Source organism: Sphingomonas kyeonggiensis (genome assembly GCF_014204495.1).
GTDB classification, from domain to species: Bacteria; Pseudomonadota; Alphaproteobacteria; order Sphingomonadales; family Sphingomonadaceae; genus Sphingomonas; species Sphingomonas kyeonggiensis_A.
In genome coordinates this window covers 752234-778116 of sequence record NZ_JACHLN010000003.1, presented here as the reverse complement: position 1 = coordinate 778116, position 25883 = coordinate 752234, and the positions used below count along the sequence as shown (strand labels likewise).

The following is a 25883-nucleotide window of genomic DNA, read 5'->3' as shown; positions in this document are numbered from 1 at the left end:
GACCCTGAAACAAGTTCAGGGTGACGATGGGTGTGGGGCAGGCGGGTAGCGCCTCTCTCAGTCCTGCCCCTCGCGCAGCGCGTTCCACAACGACTTCACGTCGCGGTTGAGTCCCATCAACTGCTCGCCCCGCATGCCCGAGCGGGTGAGCAGTTCCTCGGCCAGGCAGCCGCATTCCTCGCGCATTTCGGCGCCGCGCGGTGTCAGGCGGACCTGGACCTGGCGCTCATCCTCGGGATTGCGCTCGCGCCGGACGAAGCCGGCAGCCTCGAGCCGCTTCACCAGCGGGGTGATCGTGCTCGATTCGAGCGCGAGCCGCTCGGCGATCGCGCCGACGGTGCGGCCGTCCTGCTCCCACAGCGCGTGGAGCACCAGATATTGCGGATAGGTGATGCCGAGCCGGTCGAGCATCGGCTTGTAGGCGCGGGTGATCGCCATGCTGGTCGCATAGAGCGAGAAGCAGAGCTGGTCGTCGAGCGGGGCGGCGGCGGGCATGATCGGTCTCCTTGGCCGGGGCCAAATTCGTCAAAATACATATCGCGATAAATATTCTCTGGACAAGGGTCGACTCACGCACTAGCTAAATGTTATCGCGATAACGATTATCGTAGAATGTTTCAAAGGAGACCGAGCATGTCCGTCGACGTCAAGTACAGCACCCGCGCCACTGCCACTGGCGGCCGCGATGGCGAAGCCCGCAGCGAGGATGGCCGCGTTGCCGTGAAGCTCTCGACCCCGAAGGAACTGGGCGGCGCCGGCGGCGAAGGCACCAACCCCGAGCAGCTGTTCGCGGCGGGCTATTCGGCCTGCTTCATCGGCGCGCTGAAGGTTGCCGGCATGCAGCTGAAGATCAAGGTTCCGGCGGAGACGACGGTGACCGCGACGGTGGGCATCGGCCCGCGTTCGGAAGGCGGCTTCGGCATCACCGCCGACCTGGAAGTGAACCTGCCGGGCCTGGATCGCGCCGAGGCCGAAAAGGTGGTCGAGGCAGCGCACCAGATCTGCCCCTATTCGAACGCCACGCGCGGCAACATCAATGTCGGCCTGACCATCGCCTGACCTGACCTTATGAAGCTCCCGGCTGCCGGCCCGTAAAATGCGGAACATCCGCAATTTTCCGGGCTGGCAGTTAACCTGCACAATGATGAAAGATCATAGCTAGTGGTAGATCGCGCATAGCGAATCGCCATGGGGGCGCCGCCGGCCCGGCCGGAGGAAGGGAAGCGATGGCAATCGCAAGGAGCGAGGGTTCCGAGACGACGGGGGGCACGGCGGCCTATCGCTGGGCGACCTGGCTGTTCGGTTTCTCGGTGGCGCAGCCGGTGCTGGTGCTGCTCGGCTGGACCCTTGGCATCCCGATCCTGCGCGGCCTGGGCAATCCCCATTATTCGATCATGCCGCTGGCATCGGTGCTGTTCTTCCTGGTGGCGCTGGGCGGGCTGCTCGCGCATCGCGAGAAGCGCACGGCCGCCCGCATCGTCATCGGGGTGGCGCTGGCGCTGCTGAGCCTGCAGGCATTCCACTACCTTGCCCATTTCGACCTGGGGCTCGAACGGCTGCTGTTCTACCGGCAGGTGATCGAGCTCAATGTGCTCAACAAGGGCGTCCCGGGCACGGGCGCGATCAGCATGCTGATGCTCGATTGCGCCGCGATGCTGCTGATCACCAGCGATGCGCCACTGCCGCGGACCTGGGCGGCGCTGATCGCCAGCACCGGCATCGGCCTGACCGCGCTGACCGCGACAATGATGCTGGTCGAGGCGCCGACCCAGATCTCGCCGAGCTTCATCGGCCGTTCGATCACCACCGCCATTCCCAATTTCGCGCTGGCCACCGCGATCCTGCTCCATGTGCTGCATGGCCGGGAGCGGCGCGAGATCGGCTTCGAATACCGGCTGTTCCGGCGGCTTTCCCCGGCAATCATCGCGCTGCCGGTCTTCCCTTCGCTGCTGGCGCTCGTCCTGGTCCGCGATGGCGGGCTGGGGCTCAACGAAGCGCAGTTCATGGTGGTGGCGTGCAACATCCTGATCGTGTCGCTGCTGCTGATCGTCGGACTGCGCGGCGCGCGCCAGCAGAACGATGTGGTGCGGCTGCGCGGCGAGCAGCTGCGCGCGATCCTGGCCGGGGTTCCCGACGCGGTGGTGGTGATAGACCGCGAAGGGCTGGTGACCGATTTCAGCCAGGCCGCGGCGGCGCTTTGGCTGGTCCCGGCGGGCGCGCAGGGCTGCAACATGGGCAGCTATCTCGGCGAGCGCGAGCGGACCAAGCTGATGGCGCTGGTGGGACGCGAGCAGCCCGAGTTCCTGCTGACCGGCGAAGGCGTGCGCACCAATGGCACGCGCTTTCCGCTCGAGCTGCGCGGAGCGAAGTTCAAGGGGATCGACGGCGGCACCTGCTTCACCCTGTTCGCCCGCGACCTCTCCGAGAAGCTTGCCGCCGAGAAGCATGTCGCCAAGCTTTCGGCGCAGCTTGCCCATGTCTCGCGCCACAATGCGATGGGCGAGCTGGCGGCCGACCTGGCGCATGAGCTCAACCAGCCGCTGACCGCGGCGATCAACTATCTCTCCGCCGTCGGCTATCTGCTCGGCCAGCAGGGCGATGCGGGCAAGGCGCCCGAGATGGTCTCGCAGGCGCGCGGCCAGGTGACCCGGGCAGGCGAGATCATCCGGCGGATGCGCGACTTCGCCCAGCACCGCGAAGTGCGCAAGCATCTGGAGCCGCTGCGGCCGATGATCGACGACGCGATCCAGCTGGTCCGCGCCGGCAGCGATTCACTCGATGTCGAGGTGGAGCTGGCGATCGAACCGGCGGAGGTCGCGGTGTTCGTCGATCGCATCCAGGTGCAGCAGGTGATGGTCAACCTGCTGCGCAACGCGGTGGAGGCGATCCGGTCGGCCGGGCAGGCCGGCGGGCGGATCGTGATCGCGGCGCACCCGATCGCGGGCGACTGGGTGGAAGTGGAATTCCGCGACGATGGCCCCGGCGTGCCGGAGACGATCCTCGACCAGCTCTTCGAGCGCTTCACCTCGACCAAGGCCGGGGCGGGGATGGGCATCGGCCTGTCGATCTCGCGGCGCATCGTCGAGGCGCATGGCGGCACGATGCGCGCGGCCAATGGCGAAGACGGCGGCGCGACCTTCTGCTTCACGCTGCCGGGCGCGCTGCACGCCGCCCACTAGCCTGCGTTCAGGCGGCTTCGTTGAACTGCAGCGCGGCGAGCCGGGCGTAGAGCCCGCCCTGGCCGACGAGCTCGGCATGGGTGCCGGTCTCGACGATCCTGCCTTCGTCCATCACGATGATCCGGCCGGCGGCGCGGACGGTGGCGAGGCGGTGGGCGATCACCAATGTGGTGCGGTTCTCCATCAGCCGCTCGAGCGCGTCCTGGACGAGGCGCTCGCTTTCCGCGTCGAGCGCGGAAGTGGCTTCGTCCAGCAGCAGGATCGGGGCGTCGCGGAGCAGCGCACGGGCAATGGCGATGCGCTGGCGCTGGCCGCCGGAGAGGCGGGCGCCGCCTTCGCCGAGGAAGGTGTCGAGGCCCTCGGGCAGGTCGCGCAGGAAGTCGGCGGCGTTGGCGGCGCTCGCGGCGGCCCAGATCTGCTCGTCCGACGCGTCCCAGGCACCGTAGCGGAGATTGTCGCGCGCCGAGGCGCCGAAGATCACCGTCTCCTGCGGCACCATCGCCATGCGGGCGCGGACATCGGCCGGGTCGGCCGACTTGATCGGCACGCCGTCGATGCGGACTTCGCCGCCCTCGGGATCGTAGAAGCGCTGGAGCAGCTGGAAGAGCGTGGACTTGCCGGCGCCCGAGGGGCCGACCACCGCTACCGTCTCGCCCGGGCGGACGGCGAGCGAGAAGTCGCTGAGCGCCGAGACTTCGGGGCGGGTGGGGTAGCGGAAGGTGACATGGTCGAACGCCAGCGCCCCCTGGGGCGGCTGGGGCAGCGCGACCGGATTGGCCGGGGCGGCGATGTCGGGCTGTTCCTGGAGCAGCTCGGCCAGGCGGCTGGCGGCGCCCGAGGCGCGCAGCAGGTCGCCATAGACTTCGGTCAGGGTGCTGAACGAGCCGGTGACGAGGCCGGCGGTGAGTACAAAGGCCAGGATCGAGCCGCCCGAGGCGCGCCCGGCGGCGACATCGGCGACGGCTGCCCAGACGATCAGCACGATCGCGGAGAACAGCGCGCCGATCACCAGCGCGGTCATCACCGCGCGCAGCCCGAAGCGGCGCTTGCCGGCCTCGAAGGTGCGGGTGACGGCGCCTTCGAAACGCTCGCCCTCGCGCTTCTCCTGGCCGAATGCCTGGACGATGCGCATCGCGCCGAGCGTCTCGGATGCGATCGAGCCGACATCGGCGACCCGGTCCTGGCTGTTGCGCGAGAGCTGGCGGACGCGGCTGCCGAGCCAGACGATCGGCAGGATCGTGATCGGGATGCCGACGATGAGATAGGCGGCGATCTTGGGCGAGAGCGCGAACAGATAGATCACGCCGCCGGCACCGGTGAGCAGGTTCCTGAGCGCCATCGACACGGTGGAGCCGACCACCTGCTCGACGATCGCGGTATCGGCGGTGAGACGCGAGGCGATCTCGGACGGGCGGTTCTCCTCGAACCATTTGGGCGGCAGTCGGAGGAGATTGCGGTGCACGGCGATGCGCAGGTCCGCGACGGTGCGCTCGGCGAGCCAGGAGACGAAGTAGAAGCGGATCGCGGTGAACAGCGCGAGCGCGAGGACGACGAGCAGCAGCCCCTCGAAATAGATGCCGATCCGGCTGGTATCGACCCCGGTCGCGAAGCCATGGTCGATGATCAGCTGGAAGGTGCGCGGGATCAGCAAAGTCGTCACCGACGAGCCGAGCAGGGCGACCATCGCGATCAGCAACTGGAGCGGGTAGCGCCGGGTGAAGCTCCACACCACGAGCAGGTTGGAGAGCTTGCGCTTCTGCGGCGGCGCGGACGGGGCGATTTCGGCCATGGGCGCGGGACTAGCGCACATGGCGGGGCAGGGAAACTGTCCTTTGCCGGAGGGTGGCCGCAGTGAATTAACGCGAATCAGAGGATGGTGGTTTAATCGTGCATGCAGAGAGGGTTAGGCGAAGTGGTTATAGGATTTCGTAATCACGGTATGGGAACTTGTCCTCATTCCGTCGCATTATGATACCGGGCGCCGTTGCACCGCAGCACGGGCCTACTATAACGCTACCATAGCCGCCGCCGTCGAGGGGAGGGGGACGGCGGAAGGGACGCAATGCTGTACGACGCTTATGAGATCCAGCGCTCGCTTCTCGCAGGTGCGAGCGCGCTGGCCAATTTCTCCGCCGGGCTGCTGAACAACCCCGCGAATCCGTTCGCCTATTTTGGTGGCGGACCCGTGATGGCTTCCGCGCTGGAGGTGTTCGCGCATGCCTCCGCGCCGCGCGGAAAGCCGGATTTCGCGCTCGATCATACCGAGATCGATGGCAAGGCCGTGCAGGTCCATGAGGAAGTCGTGCTGCGCAAGCCGTTCGGCCAGCTCAAGCGCTTCGTCCGTGAGGGCGTGGAGGGTGGTCCCAAGCTGCTGATCGTCGCGCCGATGTCCGGCCACTACGCCACGCTGCTGCGCGGCACGGTGGAGCGGATGCTGCCGGTGGCGGACGTCTACATCACCGACTGGCGCGACGCGAAGCTGGTGCCGATGGCCGAGGGCCGTTTCGACCTGCAGGACTATGTCGATTACCTGATCGAGTTCCTCGCCTTCATCGGCAAGGACGGCGATGCGCGGCCGCATGTGCTGGCGGTGTGCCAGCCTTCGGTGCCGGCTTATGCCGCCGTCGCGCTGATGAGCGCCGACAACCACCCGAACCGTCCGGCGACGCTGACCATGATGGGCGGCCCGATCGACACGCGCGAGGCGCCGACCGCGGTCAACACGCTCGCCACCGAGCGTCCGTTCAGCTGGTTCGAGCAGAACGTCATCGCCACCGTGCCGATGAGCTATTCGGGCGCGGGGCGGAAGGTCTATCCGGGCTTCCTGCAGCTCGCGGGCTTCATGACGATGAACCTTGGCAACCACATGATCTCGCACTGGGAGATGTTCAAGCATCTCGTCCAGGGCGATGAGGAGGGTGCCGAAGCGACGATGAAGTTCTACGAGGAATATCGCTCGGTCTGCGACATGACCGCCGAATTCTACCTCCAGACGATCGACCTGGTGTTCCAGGCGCATGCGCTGCCCAAGGGCGAGATGATGCATCGCGGCCGCAAGGTGGACCCGGCGGCGATCAAGGACGTCGGCATCCTCGCGATCGAAGGCGAGAAGGACGATATCTCGGGCATCGGGCAGACCAAGGCCGCGCTGACCATCGCGACGTCGCTGCCGGAATCGCTGAAGCAGTATCACCTCGCCGAGGGCGTGGGCCATTACGGCATCTTCAACGGCTCCAAGTGGCGCAACCGCATCGCGCCGGTGCTCGAGCAGTGGATGGCGACGCACAAGGGCTGAGGCGCTCCAAGTTTGAAAACCGTCATGCTGAACTTGTTTCAGCATCCAACGCGCCTCAGGTGATATCCTGTGCGGAGCGTTGGACCCTGAAACGAGTTCTGGGTGACGGCGGGCGTGAGGAGGCGGGGTCAGGCGCCCTCGCCCGAGATCCCGGCTTTCGCCGGGATGACGGCCATGCCGTCAATTATACTCGCTGGTCGCCACCACGCTCCACACCAGCCAGGCCACGCCTGCCCAGATCGCGATGATGAGCGCCACCCCCGGCCAGCTGACCGGGCGCTGGGTCTCGATCTCGGCGCGGGCGCGGTGTTCGGCGAAGAGGGCGGGCGGGATCAGCCGCTCGAACAGCCAGACGCCTAGCGGGATGACGATCGCATCGTCGACCAGGCCGAGCACCGGGATGAAGTCCGGGATCAGATCGATCGGCGACAGCGCATAGGCGGCGACCAGCACGCCGACCAGCTTGGCGAGCAGCGGCGTGCGCGGATCGCGCACCGCGAACCAGATCGCATGTGCTTCGGTGCGGATGCGGTGGGCGAGCGACGGGCCGGACATGCACCTTGGGTGACTTGCCCGGCGCCGTCGGTCAAGCGCTAGGTCGCGGTGCTGTCTACCACCGCATGGCTGCCTTCCTCGCTGCCCTTGAGCTTGCCACCAAACAGCATCCTGGCGAGGCCGCCCAGCGACATGTCGGCTTCCCACAGCTCGGCGCTGTCGATGTCGAAGCGGAGCAAGGCGAGGTTGGGATCGTCCTTGCCGCCGGGAAACCAGGCCTCGACATGCTTGTTCCACAGCTTGTCGATCTGGGCGAAATCATTGTCGATGCGGATATCGCCATCGAGGCAGGCGAAATAGTCATGCCCCTTGGCGACGAAATGCACCATCGCGCGGCCACCGGGCGCGAGGCGATTGTCCTTCGCCGCGAAGAAGAACAGCGTGTCGACCTGGTCGGCATCGAGTTGCGCGGTGAGCGGGATATGGTGCCGCGGGCTGTCGACAAGGCCGGCCATCACGAAGGGGCTGGACGCCATTTTCGACCAGAGATGCTGCTTGAGTTCGGCGATGTCGGCCATGGGTCTCTCCCGATGCTGTGATGTGCGGGGAGAACGGGTGGCCGGGCTCAGGCGTTCCCATAGGCGGCGGCCGCGCCGATCAGCTCGAGGTCGTTGCGGTTGACCAGCACCACCGGCACTTCGGAGATCTGGCGACGGAAGGCGGCCTTGCCTTCCATCCGGCGGCGAAAGGCGGGGTCCATCAGGTGCGGGTGCAGCGCGCGGCTGATCGCACCGGTGAGGTAGATCCCGTCCCAGGCGCCGAAGGCGAGGGCGAGATCGCCGGCGAAGCTGCCGAGATGCTCGACGAACATGCGCACCACCGCGGCGGCGACGGCATCGCGGGCGGTGTTGCGGGTGACTTCCTCGGGCGAGGCGGGCTTGGCGCCGCCCGACAGCGCCTCATAGGCAAGGCAGAGGCCCGGCGCGGAGATCAGCGTCTCGACATCGAGGGCATGGCCGCGCAGCCGGCAGAACTCGGCGAACTTGCGCTCGTCGGCAGTCTGTGGGGCGAAGGCGATATGGCCGGCCTCGCTCTGCACCGGGACCAGCCGGTTGCCCGTGGTGACGAGCGCGGCGACACCCAGGCCGGTACCGGTGCCGATCACGACGTAGTTGCCGCCGGGCGCGACGGGGCGGGGTGGCGGACCGTGCAGCGCGGTGAAGGCGCTGGCCGGCAGGGTGGTGAGCGCCAGCGCGTTGGCGGCGCATTCGTTGAGCGCGCGGGGCGGCGCGCGCAGCACTGCCTCGACCCCCGAGAGCGAGATGTACCAGCGGCTGCCGGTGAGGTTGATGAGGTCGCCGCGCGCCGCGCCCGCCACCGCGAGGACGCTGGGCAGGCGGGCATCCTGGAGGCCAAGGCCGTTCAGATAGGTGACCAGCGCGCTGGTGAAGGTGGGGTGGTCGCTGGTGGAAAAGCGACGGACGTCGCGCGGCGCGAACCCCGCATCGCCCCCGGTCAGCCCGAAACGCACCGATTGGCGGCCGATATCGGCCACCAACGCCAAGCCTTCGCTCATGGCGTACCCCTCCTTTTGCCGGCCGCGCTTTGCGTGGTCCGAGATCTGTTATCGCTAACACCTGCTACTGAAACAACAAGCGGTCGCGATTGGCAGCGTTGTCAGGGAAGGTGCGCGAAGATGACGGCTGGCGCAAGCGGGTTTGTTACATCGCGCGTTACAGTGCGGGGCGCTGGCAATTCTGACTCTTCTGCCTGCGAAGACGCATCCAGTTCGGGCCAGTCTCGCGGCACGCCAGCGCTGCGCATGTAGGTTTCACTGCGGCGGCAATCCCGCCGCCGCAACGGAAAGGTGAACCTATGTCATTCGCCGATCTGTGCCTGTTTCTGGGCGTCCTGTTCGCATTTGCGACTCTGGTCGTGAAGGCGATCGAGGTGGCTCGAAGGAAATAGGGACACGGGCGGGGCCCGAGCTGACACTCGGGGCCCAAACGTTTGAGCCCCGGTTGCTGACACAACCGGGGCTCACAGAAAGGCGCCTATGTCATCGCCTGCCAGCTACATATCATGGCAGGCATTGCCCTTCAATGAAGGGGGATCACAGCACCTCGAACAGACCGGCCGCGCCCATGCCGCCGCCGATGCACATCGTGACGACGACATATTTGGCGCCCCGGCGCTTGCCTTCGATCAGTGCGTGGCCGGTCATGCGGGCACCCGACATGCCGTACGGGTGGCCGATCGAGATCGCGCCGCCGTTCACGTTGAGCAGTTCGTTCGGGATGCCGAGCTGGTCCTGGCAATAGAGCACCTGCACCGCGAAAGCCTCGTTCAGCTCCCACAGGCCGATATCGTCCATCTTGAGGTTGTAGCGCTCGAGCAGCTTCGGGATCGCATAGACCGGGCCGATGCCCATCTCGTCCGGCTTGGTGCCGGCGACGGCCATGCCGACATAGCGGCCCAGCGGCTGCAGGCCGCGCTTCTCGGCGAGCTTCTCTTCCATCAGCACCGATGCCGAGGAACCGTCCGACAGCTGCGAGGCGTTGCCGGCGGTCACGGTGCCGTTCGGCAGCACCGGGTTGAGCGACTGCAGGCCTTCCAGCGTGGTGTCGGCGCGGTTGCCCTCGTCCTTGGTGAGGGTGACTTCCTTCTGGGAGACTTCCTTGGTCTCCTTGTTGACGACGTTCATCGTCGCGGTGACCGGCACGATCTCATCATCGAACTTGCCCGCGGCCTGGGCGGCGGCGGTGCGCTGCTGCGACTGGAGGGCATAGGCATCGCAGCGATCGCGGCCGATGCCGTAGCGCGCGGCGACCACCTCGGCGGTCTGCAGCATCGGCATGTAGATGTCGCCGTGCATCGCGAGCAGCTCGCGATCCGGCTCGAGGCGCATCGCCGGGGTCTGGACGAGGCTGATCGACTCGACGCCGCCGCCGATGGCGATGTCCATATTGTCGACGATGATCTCCTTGGCGGCGGTCGCGATCGCCATCAGGCCCGAGGCGCACTGGCGATCGACCGACATGCCGGCGACCGAGACCGGCAGGCCGGCGCGGAGAAGGGCGGTGCGGGCGATGTTGCCGGCCTGGCTGCCCTGCTGGAGCGCGGCGCCGAACACGACATCCTGCACTTCGGCCGGGTCGATGCCGGCGCGCTCGACCGCGGCCTTGATCGAATGGGCGCCGAGCGTCGGCGCCGGCAGGGCGTTGAACGCGCCGCGATAGGCGCGGCCGATGCCGGTGCGGGCGGTGGAGACGATGACTGCGGAGCGAGACATGGGTTTTCCTTCTCTTGGACCTTAGACGTAGACGAGCGCGATCCACTCGGCGATCAAAGCGGGCTTCTCCTCGCCTTCGATCTCGAGGGTATATTCCTGGACCTGCTCCCAGACGCCGGGCTTGCGCTCGGTGAACTTGAGCAGCTTGAACCGGCCGCGGACGCGCTTGCCCGAGCGCACCGGCTGCATGAAGCGGACTTTGTTGCCGCCATAGTTGACGCCCATCTTCACGCCCTCGATCGACGGCGTATCGGTGCGGGCGGCGAGCATCGGCATCAGCGAGAGCGAGAGGAAACCATGGGCAATGGTGCCGCCGAACGGCGTCTGCGCGGCGCGGACGGGATCGACATGGATGAACTGGTGGTCGCCGGTCGCTTCGGCGAACTGGTCGATCATCGTCTGGGTGACTTCCACCCAGTCCGAAACGCGCTCGGTGCCGATGCTTTCGGCCATCTGCTGCACGGTGATCGTCGCCAAGGAAGCGGTCCTCTCGCCTGTTCTCGGCACCATCTAGTGGCGGGGTGGGGCCTCCCGCAAGCCTCACCCGACCGGAAATTTGAAAGCCACGACTGACGTAGCGTCCGTCGTGGCTGGATCGCAGGTGCGAGAGGGGTTGCCAGCAAACCCGATATTCTAAACCGGCGTTTTCGAGTCGTTTCAGGCAGCGCCTTCCGGGTGTTCCGGATAGGGCATGATCAGCCGGACGTCCGGCGCCGCGGTGAAGGCGGTCTGGGTCGGGTAGGGGATCGAGATGCCCTCCGCGGCGAACTTGCGCAGGATGGCGAAGATGATCTTGTCGCGCACCGCCTGGGCATGCGGCACGTCGTCGCCCGCCACGTCGAACTCGATCACGAAGTCGATCGAGCTGGCGCCGAACCCTTCGGTGCTGGCACGCGAAAGGGTGCCGCCGGCCTGCTCGACGATCTCCTTGAACATCGCCGGCAGCGCCTCGAGCTTCTCCACCGGGGTCTCATAGGCGACGCCGATCGGCAGCTTGGTGCGCGTGTGGTGGCGCAGCGAGAGGTTCTCGATCAGCTTGTCGAGCAGCTGCTTGTTCGAGAAGACGAGCTCCTCGCCGATGAACGAGCGGATGCGCGTGCTCATCAGGCCGATCGAGACGACGGTGCCGCTGTTGCGATCGAAGCGGATCTTGTCGCCGACGCGGAAGGGGCGGTCGAACAATATGGTCAGCGCGGCGAAGAGGTTGGCGAAGATGCCCTGCGCGGCGAGACCGATGGCGATGCCGCCGACACCCAGGCCGGCGATCAGGCCGGTGACGTTCACGCCGAGATTGCCGAGCACCATCACCGCGGCGATCGCGAACAGGACCACGGTGATCAGGATGCGGATGATGCCGAGCGCGCTGGCGAGGCCGGAGCCGTGATAATTGTCGGCGCTGGTCTTGTGCTCGATCGCGCCGAAGATCAGCTCGCGCAGCCAGATCGCGCACTGGAAGGCGGCCGAGATGGTGAAGAGGAACTCGACCGTGCTCTCGACCATCTGCGGCGGGTTGGCATAGCCGGTGACCAGCCGGATCGAGGCCATCAGGATGAAGAAATTGCCGGTCTTTGCGATCGCCCGGCCGATGATCGCATACCAGTTGGCGACGCCCTCGCCCTTCTTGCACAGGCGCGCGCCCCAGCCCTTGATCGCGTGGAGCAGGAAGAACACCGCGATGGCGACGCCCGCGGCGATCAGGATCTGGAGCCAGTGCGATTGCGCCCAGGTCCAGCTGTCATTGGCGAAGGTCTCGGCCTGAATCTGAAGGTCCTCGCTCTGTGGGAAACCGGCGGCGTTGCGATTGGTCGATGTCGTCATGCAGCTTTCTTGGGTTGGCAGGCGGCAATGCCCTCCAGGAGGGCGATCAGTCCGCGTTCGTAACGATTGAGCCAGCGCGTGGCGCGGGGCAAGTGGAGATCCGCGCGCCAGCAGGCCTGCGCCTCGCGATCCTTGGCGAGATCGATCAGCGCGGGGTGGACATAGGATTTGCGGGCGATGGCGGGGGTGTTGCCCAGCGCCTCGGTCACCGGCTCGAGCATCACCTTGAGGCCGAGATGGCCGTCCGCTTCCGCAAGCGCGCGGAAGGCGAGGACGCTGGCGCCCCAGGTGCGGAAATGCTTGGCAGTGAAATCCTCGTGCGTGGCGTCGCGAATATAGGCGTTGACGTCGGTCGAAGTGACCGGATGCGCTTCGCCAGCATCGTCGAGCCAGCGGAACAGGTGCTGGCCGGGAAGGTCCTGGCAGCGCCTGACGAAGCGGCTGAGCGACCCGTCGGTGATCGTCACCACGCGCAGCTTGCCCGACTTGGCGCGGAACTGGAGGCGGAGCGTCTGGCCCTTCACGACTGCATGGCGCTTGCGCAGCGTGGTGGCGCCGAAGCTCTTGTTGGCCTGGACATATTGCTCGTTGCCGACGCGGATGCTGCCAAGGTCGAGCAGGCGGACCACGGCGGCGACGGCCTTTTCCTTGCACAGGCCGCGCAGCTTCAAGTCGTGCTCGACCTTCGCGCGGAGCCTGGCCAGATGCTCGCCGAAATCGGCGCAGCGGTCATACTTCGCCGCTTCCTGGGCCTCGCGGAAGGCGAGGTGGTAGCGATATTGCTTGCGGCCCTTCTCGTCATAGCCGGTCGCCTGGATGTGGCCGCGCGGATCGGGACAGTACCAGGCGTTTACATAGGCAGGCGGCAGGCCGATCGCGTTGAGCCGGTCGATCTCGTCGCGGTCCTTGATGCGCTGGCCCTCGGCATCCCAATAGCCCCAGCCGTGCCGCACCTTGCGGCGGGTGATGCCGGGCTGCTGGTCATCGACATAGACGATATCGGTACTGGGTAACCCGTCGGGCATGGGGCCTCCTCGCAATGCCCCGGTCAATGCGCGGCTTGTCGCTTCGTTCCGGAACCCGGCGACGAGCGACCGGTTCAGCGGGAGCAACCGAGGAGCCCTGCCATGACCGATCTCTCTCATGTCCGCGTGCTGATGATGGCCACCAACGGCTTCGAGCAGGACGAGCTGATGTTGCCCCGTCAGGCGCTGATCGATGCCGGCGCGCAGGTGACGCTGGCGGCGCTCGATACCGATCCGATCACCGGCGAGAAGGGCGGAGAGAAAGGCCAGAGCATCACACCGGATACCACCGTCGATGAGGTCGATACCGAAAATTACGATGCGCTGGTGCTCCCCGGCGGCGTGGCCAATCCCGACAAGCTGCGGATGAGCGAGCGGGCGGTGGAGATCGTCGGCGAATTCATGGACGACGAGAAGATCGTCGCGGCGATCTGCCACGGACCGTGGCTTCTGGTCGAGGCGGATGTGGTCGAGGGGCGGGAAGTGACCAGCTGGCCCTCGATCCGCACCGACCTGGAAAATGCCGGGGCCGAAGTGATCGATCAGGAAGTGGTGGTCGACGAGAATTTGATCACCAGCCGCAAGCCGGACGACATCCCGGCGTTCAACCGCGCGGTGATTGCTGCGCTGGAGAAGGTGCCGTTCGCAGTCTGAGGCCATTCACCCAGCGCTGGGCCGGCCGCTCGACCAGGTGATAGAGCGCGATCGAGGCGAGAAGGACGAGCAGCAGGAAGCCGCCGACCAGCGGCCAGGGCACGGCGTGTTCATCCTGCACGAACGCCAGCTTGAAGGCGAACCACAGGAGATAGTGGGAGAGGTAGGTCGCGTAGCTGATCTCGCCGAGATAGTGGAGCGGGGCGATCTCAAGCGGGTTGCCGAGCTTCGCCGCGGTGAGTGCGAGGGCGAGCAGCAGCGCCGCGAAGGTGGCAGGTGCCATAAAGGTCTCGGGCAGGCCCAGCGCCCAGCCGCCGGCAAAGGCAAAAGCGAGGGCGAAGCTTCCGAGCGCGGGCAGGCGCCATTGCGCGCGCCAGCGCAGCCAGAGTGCGGCGACGGCCGTACCGCAAGCGAATTCCAGCACGCAGCGGATCATCCCGAGGCTGGGGATCTTCTGGCCGAGCGCGACGGCGCCGCTGCCGGCGAAGAGCAAGTGGAGCAGCGCGAGCAGGACGGCGACGGCGGCGATCACGCCCCAGCTCGGCACGCGCCGCCAGTCCACGGCCAGCGCGAGAAACGGGAAGAGCAGATAGGCGGCGAGCTCGCAGGAGATCGACCAGGCCGGATCGTTCCAGGTGAGATGGTCGGTGAAGCCCCAATTCTGGAGCAGCAGGACATGGAGCGGCAGCTCGTGCCAGGGGAACTGGTCGCTGCCCCGGCCGGTAAGCTGGAGCGCGAGGGCGACCGCCACCGCGAAGCCGAGCATGAACAGGTGGAGGGGCCAGACCCGGGCGACCCGGCGCTGGAGAAAGTCCGGCACCGAGGCGAGCCCGCCGCTGCGGACACGTTCGTTCCAGGTCATCCAGATCACGAAGCCCGAGAGCAGGAAGAAGAAGTCGACGGCGAGATAGCCTCGTCCCAGCAGCGGCGGAAACGGATAGGGCAGGTCCGCCATCGCCGTGCGGATGTGGAAGAGCACCACCATCCAGGCCGCGATACCGCGGATGCTGGTGAGCGCTTTCAGCTCGGGACCCTTCATGCCAGTGCCGGCCTGGCCTTGCGCAGCGGCCGCCAGGCGGACTCTTCGCGCTTGCGGGCCATATAGGTGTCGAGCCCGATCTGGGCGCCGATCAGCATGTAGACGAAGGGCTGGAAGGCGATCGCGATGAAGGTGGCGCCGAGCATGTAGACGATATGCGCGGTCTGGAGCGCCGAAGCCAGTGGGGCGACCCATTCCTGGCCGGGCTCGGGCTTCTTGTAGCGCTGGCGCAGCACTTCCATGCGGAAGATGCCGAGGATGTTGATGAGCAGCCAGATGGCGAGGCCGGGATAGCCTTGCTCACCGAGCATCTCGAAATAGGCGCTGTGATAGGCGCGGGCGCTGTCGACCTCGAGGCTGCGATCGACGGTGGTCTGGCCGGCGCCGTCATTCTCGGTCGCCACCTTCTCGTAGCGGATCTTGTTCTGGCGATAGGCCTCGAACCCGCCGCCCATCGGGTGGGTCTTGGCGTAGTCCATCGTCCATTGCCACACGGCGAGGCGGGTGGAGGCGGAAGCGTCGGCCTTGTAGGTCTTGATCGTACCCATCCGCTCGGTGAACGAGCTGGGCAGGAAAGGCACGGCGGCGAGGCCGAGGCAGCCGAGTGCCGTCAGGTACAGGACCTTGCGCTTGGCATCGCGGATCATCAGCAGCGCGACCAGGCCGATGCAGAGCAGGCCGGTGCGCGTCGAGGTGCCGACCGGGATCAGCAGGCAAGCGAAGATCAGCGCCAGGCAGAAGCTCTTCACCTTCCAGTCGGGCTTGAAGATCGTGCCGAAGCGCATGAACCAGACGATCAGCGGGATGATCGCGATCGCCACGGTCGAGATGGTCGAGCCCTCATAAAGGCCCGAATTGTTGGCGACCATCAGGTTGAGCTCGCCATAGCCGCCGCCCGAGCCGAGCGTCTTGATCCCGCCGACGATGATGATCGACGAGGCGGAGAGGACCATGAACAGGAGCAGGCTCTCGATGCGCAGCTTGGTCCGCAGGGTGAGCGGCAGGAAGGCGGCGAAGGCGAGCGCCTTCCAAACCCAGTCCCACTTATCGAGCGCCTCGACTTTGAAGTCGGCATTCTTCGTCGTGTAGAAGCAATAGGCGAGCAGGATGACGATCAGCAGCTGGCGCGGGGCGACGCGGACGTCCTTCTTGTCGTCCATCGCCAGCCAGCCGAGCACCGACAGACCCACCGCGATCAGCGAGATCGGGATCGAGTTGAGCAGGAGATAGGTCAGCCGCTGCGGCGAGACGATATCGATATAGGCGTAGACCAGCACGAAGATGAACGGCTTGCGGAAGCCCATCCCGAAAAAGGCCAGCAGGAAGGCGACGAAGACGAGATCACGCACCGGGCTTGCCCCATCTGCTGGGCTTGACCTTGGAAGCTTCGTCGGAGGGGCCGGGTTCGTGATCGAGATCGGGACGGCGCAGCAGCAGGAAGGCCGCGAGCAGCATCAGCCCGTGCGAGATCGCGAGCGATAGATTGTCGATCATGGGCCCGTTGCCGCTCCTGCTTACCGGGCCGGTGTAGCGCGATGCGGTTGACGCCGCGTTAAGTGCTCCTGTGGCAAGGGAGCGGGCATGCGGATTCTCCACATCCTCGATCATGGCCTGCCGCTGCACAGTGGCTACACGTTCCGCACCCGGGCGATCCTGAAGGCGCAGATGGCGCGCGGCTGGGAAGTCGCGGCGGTGACCAGCCCGCGCCACGGCAAGTTCGATACCGATGAGGAGACGATCGACGGCATCCGCTTCTACCGGACGCCGCGGGTCAATTCCGGGCCGCCGGTGATCGGCGAGCTGCGCGAGGTCGCGGCCTTTGCGAAGCGGATCGAAGCGGTGGCGCGGCAGTGGCGGCCGGACGTGCTCCATGCCCATTCGCCGGTGCTGGGCGCAATGGCGGCGCAGCGGGTGGCGAACCGGCTCGGCCTGCCGCTGATCTACGAGATCCGCGCCTTCTGGGAAGATGCCGCCGTAGGCAATGGCACCGGCACCGAGGGCAGCTGGAAATACCGGGCGACGCGCTGGCTCGAGACCCGGGCGGTGCGCAAGGCCGATGCGGTCGCGGTGATCTGCGAGGGGCTGAAAGGCGACCTGGTCGCGCGCGGCGGGATCGATGCGGGCAAGATCATGATCTCGCCGAATGGTGTCGACCTGGGCCTGTTCGGCGAGCCTTTGCCCCATGACACCGCGCTTGCGCGGGAGCTGGGGATCGAAGGCGCCGAGACGATCGGCTTCATCGGCAGCTTCTACGATTATGAAGGGCTGGACGGGCTGATCGAGGCGATGCCCGCGCTGGTGGCGCTGCGGCCGAAAATGCACCTGGTGCTGGTCGGCGGCGGGCCGTGCGACGCGGCGCTGATGGCGCAGGCGGCGGCTTCGCCGGTGGCGGACCGTATCCATTTCGTCGGCCGGGTGCCGCACCAGCAGGTTGAGCGCTATTACAGCGTGATCGACGTGCTGGTCTATCCGCGCAAGCATATGCGCCTCACCGACCTGGTGACGCCGCTCAAGCCCCTGGAGGCCATGGCGCAGCGCCGGCTGGTCGCGGCTTCCGATGTGGGTGGGCACCGCGAGCTGATTCGGGACGGCGATACCGGCACCTTGTTCAAGCCTGACGATCCCGCGGCACTGGCCGATTCGGTCGCGAAACTGTTCGGCGCGCGTGAGGGGTGGGATTCACGACGCGAACGGGGCCGGGCCTTTGTCGAGACCGAACGGAGCTGGGCGATCAATGTCGGGCGTTATGACTCCGTTTACCAAAGACTCGCCAAGATCGGGGCCATGGAAGACTCGTGGTCGCACACGTCCGTGGTGAGCGCATGAACCTGCCGCTGGCGCCCCTGATCGCCGCGGTCGCGGGTGGACTCGCTGCGCTTGGCGTGGCGATGATCCCCGTGCCCGCGCTCGAGGCGCTGGTGATGGACTCCGGTCTCCCCTCGATTCTCGCCGCCGCCGAGCCGCCGCTCGGGCTGACCGCGCGCCTTGCCGTGGCGCTGGGCGCGGGCGCGTTCGTCGGCGCCTTCATGTGGCTTTCCGCCTTCATCCTGCTCGGCTCGCGCGGGCTGACCATCGGCGGCGAAGCCGAACCGGTCGACTCGGCCGAAGTGCCGGTCCCGGTGCTGCGCCGCGCCGATGCGCATCCCGATGCGCCGCCGCGCCCGCCGCTGCTCGCCACCCGCGACCTGGGCAAGCCGTTCCTCGAGATCCGCGCCGGCGCGCCCGCCGTGCCTGCCGAGCCCGAGGACGAGCATGTCGATTTCGACGTGATCTTCCCGCCGCGCCCGATGACCGCGCCGGTGCCAGCCCCAGCGCTTGCCGTGGTGCCGGAGCCGGTGGCCGAGGCCGCAGAAGTCTACGAACTTCACACCACGCCGGCCCCCGAACCGGCTCCCGAGCCCGTCGCCGAAGCCGCGCCGCAGCCGCTGGTCGAGCAGGACATGCCGATCGACTTCGACCAGCCGCTCTCGGCCTTCGATCCGCAGGCGATCCCGGCCGTGCCCAAGCCCGCGCCGGTGCCGCTGGCGCCGCTGCGCCGCACGCCGCGCCCGTCGGTGTTCGATGCCAGCGAGCGGTTCGAGATCTTCGAGCTGACTCCGCCGGTGCGCGCGCATGTGCCGCCGCCGCTGCCCGAGGCACCCGAGCCGGCGGCCACGCCGCCGCGCGAGCGGATCGTGCGGCCGGAGACCGACGCCTCGGTCCATGCCCTGCTCGAGCGGCTCGAGCGCGGCGTTGCCGACAAGCGGATCGCGCCGACCTCGCGCGCGGAAGCGAAGCAGCAGGAGCGCGGGCTGGAAGAGGCGCTGGTCACGCTGCGCAACCTGGCGCGGCGGACGGCCTGATTTCTTCCGTCATGCTGAACTTGTTTCAGCATCCAACTCTCCACCAGCGATATCCCCTGAGGCGCGTTGGACCCTGAAACAGGTTCAGGGTGACGGGGATTTGCGGTCCACTACCGCCCTTCCTCCACCGTCAGCACCTCGAGCGACACCGTCACCCGATCCGCCGCGCGGCGGACATGCTCGACTGCGAGATCGGCGACCAGATGCCCGCGCAGGCGCAGTTCCGCCTCGGGCAGGCGGGCGATCCAGGCATCGAGCGCGGGCGAGGGCGGGGCGGCCAGCTTGAGCAGGTGACGCGCGCCGGTGAAGGTGGCGCTGGCCCAGCGGTTCCAGTCCGATTCGACCAGGGTTACCGGGCAGCCCGCGGCTTCCGCCTGCGCCTCCAGCGCGCGGCGGAGCAAGGTTTCCGCATCGGGACCCCGGCTCATTGGCCGATCCCCTGCTGGCGCTGGGCCTGCTGCGCGGCGAGGAACGCCTCGATCCGCGCGCTGATCCGCGGGCCGAGCTCGCGGCCGCGACGCAGGTCATGGACCAGCCGCGGATCGCGCACCGAAAGCCGGCCGAACTTGGTGGGCGGCATGTCCGTCGCCCGGAGGAATTTCTCGATCTTGCGATGCACCGACATGCACTGGTCTCCCATCCGATTCGCTCAAGATCGTTCCTAATTTGTTCTCTATTTCCTACTTGTCTAGGAAAAATCCTAGATGTATTGCGCCACTATGGATCCGGAGGCGCAACGAGCCGCGCTGGAGGCGCTGATCGCGGAGCAGGGGGCGAACCTCTCCGAACTGTCGCGGCTGCTTGGGCGCAACCTGGCCTATCTCCAGCAATATCTGGTGCGCGGCACGCCGCGGCTGCTGGCCGAGGCGGACCGGTCGCTGCTGGCGCGCTATTTCGGGGTGCCCGAGGCGCGGCTGGGAGGGCCGGAGCCGGAGGGAATGGTCGAGGTGGCGCGGCTTGATGTCGGCGCCTCGGCCGGGCCCGGCGGGTTGGTCGATAGCGAGGCGCGGCGGCGGCCGGACCAGTTCAGCCCGGCGCTGCTGCGCGAACTGGGCGTACGGGCCGAAGCGGCTTCGGTGATCCGGGTGAAGGGCGATTCGATGGCGCCGACGCTGGCGGACGGCGACCGTATCCTGGTCGACCGCGACCGGCGGCGGGTGGAAGGGCGCGGCGGGGTGTTCGTGATCCGGCTCGACGGCGAACTGATGGTCAAGCGGCTGCGGGTGAGCGTCGGCGGGATCGAGGTGGTCTCGGACAATCCGGAGTGGGATGACCGGGTGGTACCGGCGCGGGCGGTGGAGATTGTCGGGCGGGTCGCCTGGCTGGGGCGGGCGGTTTAGGGCGCCGTTGCGCAGGATCTGCCTTTTCCCCGGCGAAGGCCGGGGCCCAGTCCTTGAAAGTCACGCGCCTTGGCGCGTCTTCGCCGCGCACTGCTTAGTCTGGGCCCCGGCCTTCGCCGGGGTAAAAGCGGTGCTGACCTTATCTCCCCACGCGCACGCGATCGACGACCCATACCGCGATCAGCAGCGCGAGCCCTACGCCGAGCCCGATCACGAAGCCGAACGACGCCTCGCCCTTCGCGATGCCGGCGAACACGCCGACGAGCAGGCAGAGCGCGAGCAGGAAGCCGCCGGCCATCGGCGTCTTGGAAGGGGTCTTGGTCATGCGGTCCTGTCTGCCACGTCCCGGGCCGGGACGCTACCTGTGCCATGCCGGGGCACGCGGCACGGCGATTCCGGGATGGTTACCGCGAATTGACTCTCGTGTGGCGCGGAAACGGTTGAATCGCAGGAAGTTGGCACGCGTCGTGAGTCTCTCGCGCGCATGGATATGATGCCCTATCTCGGTGATCGCCGCGAAATCGCCGACGCCAATGAACTCATTGCCTGCTTCGGCGAGCTTGCCGGCAGCGAGGCAGCCGCGCGTGCCGACCGCAGCCGCGACCTCGGCAACCACATCCACTTCTGCCGCTGGCGCCAGATCGAGCGGCTGATCGTGCTGATGTCGGTGGGCAGGGCCGTGGGGACGGTGCACTAAGGCCCTTCTAAGCCCCTCCCCCAAGGGGAGGGGCTTTAAAGTGCGGGCACGGACCCGAAACCATCGCGTGGCGTTCTCCCATGCGATGAACACGCCCCAATTGCTTTCCGTCGGCGTGCTCGTCGGCATGATGCTGCTCTTCATCTGGGGGAAATTCCGCTACGACATGGTCGCGGTGATCGCGCTGCTCGCGGCGCTGGCGCTGGGCATCGTCAGCCCGAAACAGGCGTTCACCGGCTTTTCCGACGACATCGTCATCATCGTGGCGAGCGCGCTGGTGCTGTCGGGCGCGGTGCAGCGTTCCGGGGTGATCGAGCGGGCGATGCTGGTGCTGCAGAAGCGGGTCACCCATGTCCGCTCGCAGCTCCTCCTGCTCAGCGCCTCGGTCGGCTTCGCCTCCGCACTGGTCAAGAATATCGGCGCGCTGGCGATGATGATCCCGGTGGCGCTGCAGATAAGCAAGAAGGCGGGGGTGTCGCCGGCGGCCTATCTGATGCCGATGAGCTTCGCCTCGCTGCTCGGCGGGCTGATCACGCTGATCGGCACGTCGCCCAACATCATCGTCAGCCGGGTGCGCGAGGAGATGACCGGGCAGCCCTTCGGCATGTTCGACTATGCGCCGGTGGGGTTGGGGCTGACTTTGGTCGGGCTGGTGTTCCTGCGCTTCGGCTACCGGCTGCTGCCGCGCGACCGGCGGGCGGCGCCGACGCTGGGCGAAGCGATCGACATCCAGGACTATGTGACCGAGGCGGAGATCCCCGCCGGATCGCCGGCGGTGGACGAGACCGTGGCGGCATTCCGCGAGCGGCATGACGGCGAGGTGATGGTCACCGCGATCCTGCGCTCGGGCATCCGCTCGACGCCCTTTCCCGACGCGGTGCTCAAGCCCGAGGACGTGCTGATCCTCGCCGGATCGCCCGACAGCCTGGAGCGAGTGATCGCCAGCGACCGGCTGGAGCTGGAAGGCGCGCACCGCGAGGCGCCCGACGGAGCGAGCAGCGAAGTCGGGGTGATCGAGGCGGTGATCGGTACCGAGAGCCCGCTGATCGGGCGGACCGCCGGGCGGCTGGGACTGCACGAGCGCTTCGGGGTGAACCTGATCGCGGTATCGCGCCGGGGCGACCGGCTGGCGCGGCGACTGGGCGACGTGATGCTCGAGCCGGGCGATGTGATCGTGCTGCAGGGGCCGCTCGACCTGCTGTTCGAGCGGCTGGGCGAGCTGGGCTGCCTGCCGCTGGCGCAGCGCACCCTGCGGCTGGGCAGCGCGCGCAAGGGGCTGCTGCCGATCGCGATCCTGGGCGCGGCGATGCTGGCGACGGCTTTGGGCTATGTGCCGGTGGCGGTGGCGTTCTTCGCGGCCGCGGGGCTGACGATCCTGAGCGGTGCGCTGCCGGTGCGTGAGGCCTATGACCATATCGAATGGCCGATCCTGGTGATGCTCGGCGCGCTGATCCCGGTATCGGATTCGCTGAGAACCACCGGCGCCAGCCAGATCATCGGCGACTGGCTGGGGAATTTCGCCGCGACGCTGCCGCCCTGGGGCGCGGTGGCGCTGATCCTGGCGGCGGCGATGGCGGTGACGCCGTTCCTCAACAATGCCGCGACCGTGCTGGTGATGGCACCGATCGCCGCGACCTTCGCCAGCGAGCTCGGCTACCGGCCCGAGGCGTTCCTGATGGCGACGGCGGTGGGCGCGGGCTGCGATTTCCTCACGCCGATCGGCCACCAGTGCAACACGCTGGTGATGGGCCCGGGCGGATACCGGTTCGGCGATTATGCGCGGCTGGGGGCGCCGCTCTCGGTGATCGTGCTGGTGGTCGGCACGCCGCTGATCCTATGGGTGTGGCCGGTACATTGAGCAGGAGTCGCGTGATGGAGCGTATGGCACGGATCGAACGGACCGGCGGGCCCGAAGTCATCCAGTGGGTGGATGTCGAACTGGCGCCGCTCGCGCTGGGCGAAGTGCGGATGCGCAACACCGCGGTGGGGCTGAACTTCATCGACACCTATTTTCGCTCGGGCCTCTATCCGGTGCCGCTGCCGAGCGGGCTGGGCGGCGAAGCGGCGGGCGTGATCGAGGCAGTGGGCGAGGGCGTGACCGAATTCGCGGTCGGCGACCGGGTGGCGACCTTCGGGCCCGGGCTCGGCGCCTATTCGACGGCGCGCAACGTGCCGGCAGCGAACCTGTTCGCGCTGCCCGACGACATCAGCGACGAGACCGCGGCGGCGGCGCTGCTCAAGGGTGGCACGGTGGAGTTCCTGGTCGAGCGCTGCGCCCGGGTGGAGCCGGGCTGGCATGTGCTGGTCCATGCCGCGGCCGGCGGCGTCGGCCAGATCGCGGTGCGCTGGCTCAAGGCGATCGGCGCGACCGTGCTGGCGACGGTGGGTTCGCAGGAGAAGGTGGCGCTGGCCGAGGCCGCGGGTGCGGACCATGTGCTGGTCTCGCGCGGCGACGGCGTGGCCGAATGGGTGCGCGGGATCACCGGCGGCGCGGGCGTGGAAGTGGTGCTCGACGGTGTCGGCAAGGCGACCTGGGAAGGCTCGCTGGCCAGCGTGCGGCGGCGCGGGCTGGTGGTGAGCTTCGGCAATGCCAGCGGCCCGGTGGAGGGCGTCGCGCTGGGATCGCTGGCGCGGGCCGGCTCGGTCTATGTCACCCGGCCGACGATGTTCGATTATTATGTGACGCCCGAGGAGCGCGCGCTGGGCAGCGCGCGGCTGTTCCAGATGCTGCGCAGCGGCGCGGTGCGGGCGGACATCGGCCAGCGGTTCGCGCTTGAGGATGCCGCCGATGCGCACCGCGCGCTGGAAGCGGGGAAGACGACCGGATCGACGGTGCTGATCCCGTAAGGCTTCCCTCCCCGGGCGGGGGGAAGGCGGGTCAGATGCTGTTCGGGTCGACGCGCTGCTTGATCGGGCGGCGCTCGACGATCTCGGTGGTGGTGCGGGTCTCGCTCTGGCCGCCCCGGGTGATCGTCTGGGTGACAACCCGCGCACGGCGGCGGACGTCGCCGGCGGTGTCGATCGTCACCTTGATCGTGCCCGAGACCTGGTCGGCGGCCCGTGCCTTGCGGGCGGCCTCGAGGCTGAGCTTCTGCCCGTTGAGCTCGGCCAGGGCGACATCGCCCCTGGCCAGATCGTCGCGAAGGCGCGCGGGATCGATCGCCAGCTCGGCGGTGAAGCCCTTGCCGTCGGGCTTGGCCTTGAGCGGCACCGGGCGCTGGGCCTGGGCATCGGCATAGGGGGCGCCCTCGGCGAGCCTGATCTGGCCGATCGCGAAGGCGTCGACGGCGCGCAGCGCGGCCTCGGGGTCGCACTCGATGCGGAAGCTGTTCCAGCCGGCGACCCAGCGGCCACAGGCGGCGCGCGTCAGGTTCGCGCCCTTGAGCCAGCTGGCGATGCGCGTTTCCAGCTCGGCGCGGTTGCGGAGCTGGAGCGGGCCGGACTGCGGCTGGAAGACGCGCAGCGGGAAGGTCCAGTCGGCGGAGCGGCTGCCCGGCGGCAGGCTGTATTCGAGCTCGACGCCCGCCGGCGTGGCCGAGACCACGCGCTCGACCAGCGCATCGCTGTTGCGCGCGCTGCTCATCGAGCCGGCGCTGCGCTGCTGGGTTTCGGTGGTGCGGACGAGCTGGAACTGGTCGCCGGCCTGCTGCGCCATCGCCAGCGACGGCGCGAGCAGAGCGGCGAGGAACAGGGCGGTCCGCATCAGGCGAGCGCGCCCACCACGGCCTTCACTTCCAGGAACTCGGCCAGGCCGAACTTGCCGTGCTCGCGGCCATTGCCCGACTGCTTGTAGCCGCCGAAGGGCAGGTTGGGATCGGGCTGGCCGCCATTCACATAGACCATGCCGGCGCGCAGCCGCGGAGCGACGCGCCTGACCGCCTCGCCGCTGCCGAACACCACCGCGGACAGGCCGTAATCGGTGTCGTTGGCGATGCGGACGGCGTCTTCCTCATCCGCATAGGGGATGATCGTGACGACGGGCCCGAAGATCTCCTCGCGGGCGATCGTCATCTCGTTGGTGACGCCGGAGAACAGGGTCGGGCGGACGAAATAGCCGGTCTCGACGCCGTCCGGGCGGCCGGGGCCGCCGGCCTCGAGCTTCGCGCCTTCCTCCATGCCCTTGGCGATCAGGCCCTGGACCTTCTCCCACTGGGTCTTGTTGACCAGCGGGCCGATATGGCGGCCTTCCTCGGCGGGATTGCCGGTGTGGGTGGCCTTCATCACTTCGGTGGCGGCGGCGGCGACCTGGTCCTGCAGCCCGGCGGGGACGAGCAGGCGGGTCGGCGCGATGCAGCTCTGGCCTGAATTGAGCAGGACGCTGAACAGGGTGGTCTGGACTGCGCGGCCCATATCGGCGCCTTCGAGCATCAGCGAGGGCGACTTGCCGCCCAGTTCCTGATGGACGCGCTTCACCGTCTCGGCGGCATTCTTGGCGACCAGCACGCCGGCGCGGGTGGAGCCGGTGAAGCTCACCATGTCGACGCCCTTGTGGCGGCTGAGCGCGGTGCCGACGCCGGGGCCGTCGCCATTGACCAGGTTGAACACGCCCGCGGGCACGCCGGCGGCGGCAAGCACTTCGGCGAAGATCATCGCGCAACCGGGCGCCTCTTCCGAAGGCTTTAGCACCATGCAACAGCCGGCGGCGAGCGCGGGGGCGACCTTCGAGACGATCTGGTTGAGCGGCCAGTTCCACGGCGTGATCATCGCCACGACGCCGATGGGTTCATGGACGACCAGCGAGTTGCCGATCTGCTCCTCGAACTGGAATTCCTTGAGGGCATTGGCGGCGGACATGAAATGGCCGAGGCCCGAGCCGACCTGCGCGGTCTTGGCCAGGCTGATCGGGGCGCCCATCTCGAGGCTGATCGCCTCGGCCATGTCGCCGGCGCGCTTCTTGTACTCGACCAGGATAGCCTCGATCAGCGCGACGCGTTCCTCGACACTGGTGCGCGAGAAGCTCTCGAACGCCTTGCGCGCCGCAGCCACGGCCTTGTCGACATCGGCTTCGGAGCCGAGGGTGATCTCGGTGACCGCTTCCTCGGTCGCCGGGTTGATGACTTCGTGGCGGGTGCCGCCGACGCTATCGACCCATTCGCCACCGATGAACTGCTTCAGATAGCTGCGCATCACTCTCGCCTCTCCGATTCGAACTTGTGGTATGGAGATGGCGGGGCGGGAGGCCGGTTGCAAGCCGCAACCGGCCCGGC

General features: G+C 67.7%; 27 protein-coding genes. 10 read left to right on the top strand and 17 right to left on the bottom strand.

The genetic code is table 11. The annotated features are described in order from the left end of the window. Nucleotides 1-57 precede the first annotated feature (57 nt). Nucleotides 58-495, bottom strand: coding sequence for a MarR family winged helix-turn-helix transcriptional regulator (locus HNP52_RS17730; protein ID WP_184168937.1), 438 nt, complete (start codon nucleotides 493-495; stop codon nucleotides 58-60). 138 nt (nucleotides 496-633) lie between these two features. Here HNP52_RS17730 and HNP52_RS17725 point away from each other — a divergent pair, with 138 nt between their 5' ends. Together HNP52_RS17725 and HNP52_RS17720 are read left to right on the top strand one after the other, a co-directional pair. Then, entirely contained in the window at nucleotides 634-1059 is a 426-nt protein-coding gene (locus tag HNP52_RS17725) for an organic hydroperoxide resistance protein (protein WP_184168936.1), read from the top strand. A gap of 167 nt (nucleotides 1060-1226) precedes the next feature. Beyond that, on the top strand, nucleotides 1227-3179 hold the full coding sequence (locus tag HNP52_RS17720) for an ATP-binding protein (protein ID WP_184168935.1): 1953 nt from the start codon (nucleotides 1227-1229) through the stop codon (nucleotides 3177-3179). Between the two features lie 7 nt (nucleotides 3180-3186). On the opposite strand, the gene HNP52_RS17715 is transcribed toward HNP52_RS17720, so the two are convergent. Further along, on the bottom strand, nucleotides 3187-4968 hold the full coding sequence (locus tag HNP52_RS17715) for an ABC transporter transmembrane domain-containing protein (protein ID WP_184168934.1): 1782 nt from the start codon (nucleotides 4966-4968) through the stop codon (nucleotides 3187-3189). A 273-nt stretch (nucleotides 4969-5241) separates the two neighbouring features. Between HNP52_RS17715 and HNP52_RS17710 the strand changes: the two genes are divergently transcribed. Then, nucleotides 5242-6474 (top strand): polyhydroxyalkanoate depolymerase, encoded by a 1233-nt coding sequence (locus HNP52_RS17710; RefSeq protein ID WP_184168933.1) that lies wholly within the window; start codon nucleotides 5242-5244, stop codon nucleotides 6472-6474. A 180-nt stretch (nucleotides 6475-6654) separates the two neighbouring features. On the opposite strand, the gene HNP52_RS17705 is transcribed toward HNP52_RS17710, so the two are convergent. The 7 genes from HNP52_RS17705 to HNP52_RS17675 all read right to left on the bottom strand — a co-directional run bounded on the left by HNP52_RS17705 (nucleotide 6655) and on the right by HNP52_RS17675 (nucleotide 13104). Continuing rightward, nucleotides 6655-7029, bottom strand: a complete 375-nt coding sequence (locus HNP52_RS17705; protein WP_184168932.1) for a YkvA family protein — start codon at nucleotides 7027-7029, stop codon at nucleotides 6655-6657. A 38-nt stretch (nucleotides 7030-7067) separates the two neighbouring features. Continuing rightward, complete coding sequence (locus HNP52_RS17700; RefSeq protein WP_184168931.1) at nucleotides 7068-7547, bottom strand: pyridoxamine 5'-phosphate oxidase family protein; 480 nt, start codon at nucleotides 7545-7547, stop codon at nucleotides 7068-7070. A gap of 47 nt (nucleotides 7548-7594) precedes the next feature. Beyond that, nucleotides 7595-8545: an ROK family protein gene (locus tag HNP52_RS17695; protein ID WP_184168930.1), complete on the bottom strand. Its 951-nt coding sequence runs from the start codon at nucleotides 8543-8545 to the stop codon at nucleotides 7595-7597. A 537-nt stretch (nucleotides 8546-9082) separates the two neighbouring features. Beyond that, nucleotides 9083-10261, bottom strand: a complete 1179-nt coding sequence (locus HNP52_RS17690) for an acetyl-CoA C-acyltransferase (protein ID WP_184168929.1) — start codon at nucleotides 10259-10261, stop codon at nucleotides 9083-9085. Between the two features lie 21 nt (nucleotides 10262-10282). After that, nucleotides 10283-10714 (bottom strand): MaoC family dehydratase, encoded by a 432-nt coding sequence (locus HNP52_RS17685; protein WP_184169284.1) that lies wholly within the window; start codon nucleotides 10712-10714, stop codon nucleotides 10283-10285. Between the two features lie 204 nt (nucleotides 10715-10918). Further along, nucleotides 10919-12079 (bottom strand): mechanosensitive ion channel family protein, encoded by a 1161-nt coding sequence (locus HNP52_RS17680; RefSeq protein ID WP_184168928.1) that lies wholly within the window; start codon nucleotides 12077-12079, stop codon nucleotides 10919-10921. After that, nucleotides 12076-13104, bottom strand: coding sequence for a DNA topoisomerase IB (locus tag HNP52_RS17675; protein ID WP_184168927.1), 1029 nt, complete (start codon nucleotides 13102-13104; stop codon nucleotides 12076-12078). Before HNP52_RS17675 ends, HNP52_RS17680 begins: the two co-directional genes overlap by 4 nt. Nucleotides 13105-13206: 102 nt before the next feature. On the opposite strand from HNP52_RS17675, the gene HNP52_RS17670 reads away from it, so the two are divergent. Continuing rightward, the gene (locus tag HNP52_RS17670) at nucleotides 13207-13758 is read left to right on the top strand and encodes a type 1 glutamine amidotransferase domain-containing protein (RefSeq protein WP_184168926.1); all 552 of its coding nucleotides are present in this window, start codon (nucleotides 13207-13209) and stop codon (nucleotides 13756-13758) included. On the opposite strand, the gene HNP52_RS17665 is transcribed toward HNP52_RS17670, so the two are convergent. The 3 genes from HNP52_RS17665 to HNP52_RS17655 are packed head-to-tail and all read right to left on the bottom strand — an operon-like array spanning nucleotide 13709 to nucleotide 16291. Further along, nucleotides 13709-14797: an acyltransferase gene (locus HNP52_RS17665; protein ID WP_184168925.1), complete on the bottom strand. Its 1089-nt coding sequence runs from the start codon at nucleotides 14795-14797 to the stop codon at nucleotides 13709-13711. The genes HNP52_RS17670 and HNP52_RS17665 overlap by 50 nt on opposite strands. Beyond that, nucleotides 14794-16146 (bottom strand): putative O-glycosylation ligase, exosortase A system-associated, encoded by a 1353-nt coding sequence (locus tag HNP52_RS17660; protein ID WP_184168924.1) that lies wholly within the window; start codon nucleotides 16144-16146, stop codon nucleotides 14794-14796. Before HNP52_RS17660 ends, HNP52_RS17665 begins: the two co-directional genes overlap by 4 nt. Then, nucleotides 16139-16291 (bottom strand): hypothetical protein, encoded by a 153-nt coding sequence (locus HNP52_RS17655; RefSeq protein ID WP_184168923.1) that lies wholly within the window; start codon nucleotides 16289-16291, stop codon nucleotides 16139-16141. Before HNP52_RS17655 ends, HNP52_RS17660 begins: the two co-directional genes overlap by 8 nt. 87 nt (nucleotides 16292-16378) lie before the next feature. Between HNP52_RS17655 and HNP52_RS17650 the strand changes: the two genes are divergently transcribed. Next, nucleotides 16379-17623 (top strand): TIGR04063 family PEP-CTERM/XrtA system glycosyltransferase, encoded by a 1245-nt coding sequence (locus HNP52_RS17650; protein ID WP_184168922.1) that lies wholly within the window; start codon nucleotides 16379-16381, stop codon nucleotides 17621-17623. Further along, on the top strand, nucleotides 17620-18639 hold the full coding sequence (locus HNP52_RS17645) for a hypothetical protein (RefSeq protein ID WP_184168921.1): 1020 nt from the start codon (nucleotides 17620-17622) through the stop codon (nucleotides 18637-18639). The genes HNP52_RS17650 and HNP52_RS17645 overlap by 4 nt, the downstream gene beginning before the upstream one ends. 110 nt (nucleotides 18640-18749) lie before the next feature. Here the strand turns inward: HNP52_RS17645 and HNP52_RS17640 are convergent, their stop codons facing one another. Further along, the gene (locus tag HNP52_RS17640; RefSeq protein ID WP_184168920.1) at nucleotides 18750-19067 is read right to left on the bottom strand and encodes a hypothetical protein; all 318 of its coding nucleotides are present in this window, start codon (nucleotides 19065-19067) and stop codon (nucleotides 18750-18752) included. Then, the gene (locus HNP52_RS17635) at nucleotides 19064-19264 is read right to left on the bottom strand and encodes a hypothetical protein (RefSeq protein WP_184168919.1); all 201 of its coding nucleotides are present in this window, start codon (nucleotides 19262-19264) and stop codon (nucleotides 19064-19066) included. The genes HNP52_RS17640 and HNP52_RS17635 overlap by 4 nt, the downstream gene beginning before the upstream one ends. A 79-nt stretch (nucleotides 19265-19343) precedes the next feature. Between HNP52_RS17635 and HNP52_RS17630 the strand changes: the two genes are divergently transcribed. Further along, nucleotides 19344-19979 (top strand): helix-turn-helix transcriptional regulator, encoded by a 636-nt coding sequence (locus HNP52_RS17630; RefSeq protein ID WP_409372647.1) that lies wholly within the window; start codon nucleotides 19344-19346, stop codon nucleotides 19977-19979. A gap of 139 nt (nucleotides 19980-20118) precedes the next feature. Here HNP52_RS17630 and HNP52_RS17625 read toward each other — a convergent pair whose 3' ends face one another. Further along, a complete protein-coding gene (locus HNP52_RS17625; RefSeq protein WP_184168918.1) occupies nucleotides 20119-20304 on the bottom strand; it encodes a hypothetical protein in 186 nt (61 codons plus the stop codon). 159 nt (nucleotides 20305-20463) lie between these two features. Between HNP52_RS17625 and HNP52_RS17620 the strand changes: the two genes are divergently transcribed. The 3 genes from HNP52_RS17620 to HNP52_RS17610 all read left to right on the top strand — a co-directional run bounded on the left by HNP52_RS17620 (nucleotide 20464) and on the right by HNP52_RS17610 (nucleotide 23523). Next, nucleotides 20464-20676: a hypothetical protein gene (locus HNP52_RS17620; protein ID WP_184168917.1), complete on the top strand. Its 213-nt coding sequence runs from the start codon at nucleotides 20464-20466 to the stop codon at nucleotides 20674-20676. A 67-nt stretch (nucleotides 20677-20743) separates the two neighbouring features. Then, on the top strand, nucleotides 20744-22534 hold the full coding sequence (locus HNP52_RS17615) for an SLC13 family permease (protein ID WP_311768509.1): 1791 nt from the start codon (nucleotides 20744-20746) through the stop codon (nucleotides 22532-22534). Between the two features lie 14 nt (nucleotides 22535-22548). Next, nucleotides 22549-23523, top strand: coding sequence for a quinone oxidoreductase (locus HNP52_RS17610; protein WP_184168916.1), 975 nt, complete (start codon nucleotides 22549-22551; stop codon nucleotides 23521-23523). Between the two features lie 31 nt (nucleotides 23524-23554). On the opposite strand, the gene HNP52_RS17605 is transcribed toward HNP52_RS17610, so the two are convergent. After that, on the bottom strand, nucleotides 23555-24379 hold the full coding sequence (locus HNP52_RS17605) for a hypothetical protein (RefSeq protein ID WP_184168915.1): 825 nt from the start codon (nucleotides 24377-24379) through the stop codon (nucleotides 23555-23557). Then, nucleotides 24379-25803 carry an aldehyde dehydrogenase family protein gene (locus HNP52_RS17600; protein ID WP_184168914.1) on the bottom strand — a complete coding sequence of 475 codons (1425 nt, stop codon included), beginning with the start codon at nucleotides 25801-25803 and terminating at the stop codon, nucleotides 24379-24381. Before HNP52_RS17600 ends, HNP52_RS17605 begins: the two co-directional genes overlap by 1 nt. Between the last annotated feature and the right edge of the window lie 80 nt (nucleotides 25804-25883).

Coding starts and splice junctions, on each gene's coding strand:
- HNP52_RS17730 (WP_184168937.1), bottom strand. CDS start 495: ATGCCCGCCGCCGCCCCGCTCGACGACCAGCTCTGCTTCTCGCTCTAT.
- HNP52_RS17725 (WP_184168936.1), top strand. CDS start 634: ATGTCCGTCGACGTCAAGTACAGCACCCGCGCCACTGCCACTGGCGGC.
- HNP52_RS17720 (WP_184168935.1), top strand. CDS start 1,227: ATGGCAATCGCAAGGAGCGAGGGTTCCGAGACGACGGGGGGCACGGCG.
- HNP52_RS17715 (WP_184168934.1), bottom strand. CDS start 4,968: ATGGCCGAAATCGCCCCGTCCGCGCCGCCGCAGAAGCGCAAGCTCTCC.
- HNP52_RS17710 (WP_184168933.1), top strand. CDS start 5,242: ATGCTGTACGACGCTTATGAGATCCAGCGCTCGCTTCTCGCAGGTGCG.
- HNP52_RS17705 (WP_184168932.1), bottom strand. CDS start 7,029: ATGTCCGGCCCGTCGCTCGCCCACCGCATCCGCACCGAAGCACATGCG.
- HNP52_RS17700 (WP_184168931.1), bottom strand. CDS start 7,547: ATGGCCGACATCGCCGAACTCAAGCAGCATCTCTGGTCGAAAATGGCG.
- HNP52_RS17695 (WP_184168930.1), bottom strand. CDS start 8,545: ATGAGCGAAGGCTTGGCGTTGGTGGCCGATATCGGCCGCCAATCGGTG.
- HNP52_RS17690 (WP_184168929.1), bottom strand. CDS start 10,261: ATGTCTCGCTCCGCAGTCATCGTCTCCACCGCCCGCACCGGCATCGGC.
- HNP52_RS17685 (WP_184169284.1), bottom strand. CDS start 10,714: ATGGCCGAAAGCATCGGCACCGAGCGCGTTTCGGACTGGGTGGAAGTC.
- HNP52_RS17680 (WP_184168928.1), bottom strand. CDS start 12,079: ATGACGACATCGACCAATCGCAACGCCGCCGGTTTCCCACAGAGCGAG.
- HNP52_RS17675 (WP_184168927.1), bottom strand. CDS start 13,104: ATGCCCGACGGGTTACCCAGTACCGATATCGTCTATGTCGATGACCAG.
- HNP52_RS17670 (WP_184168926.1), top strand. CDS start 13,207: ATGACCGATCTCTCTCATGTCCGCGTGCTGATGATGGCCACCAACGGC.
- HNP52_RS17665 (WP_184168925.1), bottom strand. CDS start 14,797: ATGAAGGGTCCCGAGCTGAAAGCGCTCACCAGCATCCGCGGTATCGCG.
- HNP52_RS17655 (WP_184168923.1), bottom strand. CDS start 16,291: ATGATCGACAATCTATCGCTCGCGATCTCGCACGGGCTGATGCTGCTC.
- HNP52_RS17650 (WP_184168922.1), top strand. CDS start 16,379: ATGCGGATTCTCCACATCCTCGATCATGGCCTGCCGCTGCACAGTGGC.
- HNP52_RS17645 (WP_184168921.1), top strand. CDS start 17,620: ATGAACCTGCCGCTGGCGCCCCTGATCGCCGCGGTCGCGGGTGGACTC.
- HNP52_RS17640 (WP_184168920.1), bottom strand. CDS start 19,067: ATGAGCCGGGGTCCCGATGCGGAAACCTTGCTCCGCCGCGCGCTGGAG.
- HNP52_RS17635 (WP_184168919.1), bottom strand. CDS start 19,264: ATGTCGGTGCATCGCAAGATCGAGAAATTCCTCCGGGCGACGGACATG.
- HNP52_RS17630 (WP_409372647.1), top strand. CDS start 19,344: ATGTATTGCGCCACTATGGATCCGGAGGCGCAACGAGCCGCGCTGGAG.
- HNP52_RS17625 (WP_184168918.1), bottom strand. CDS start 20,304: ATGACCAAGACCCCTTCCAAGACGCCGATGGCCGGCGGCTTCCTGCTC.
- HNP52_RS17620 (WP_184168917.1), top strand. CDS start 20,464: ATGGATATGATGCCCTATCTCGGTGATCGCCGCGAAATCGCCGACGCC.
- HNP52_RS17610 (WP_184168916.1), top strand. CDS start 22,549: ATGGAGCGTATGGCACGGATCGAACGGACCGGCGGGCCCGAAGTCATC.
- HNP52_RS17605 (WP_184168915.1), bottom strand. CDS start 24,379: ATGCGGACCGCCCTGTTCCTCGCCGCTCTGCTCGCGCCGTCGCTGGCG.
- HNP52_RS17600 (WP_184168914.1), bottom strand. CDS start 25,803: ATGCGCAGCTATCTGAAGCAGTTCATCGGTGGCGAATGGGTCGATAGC.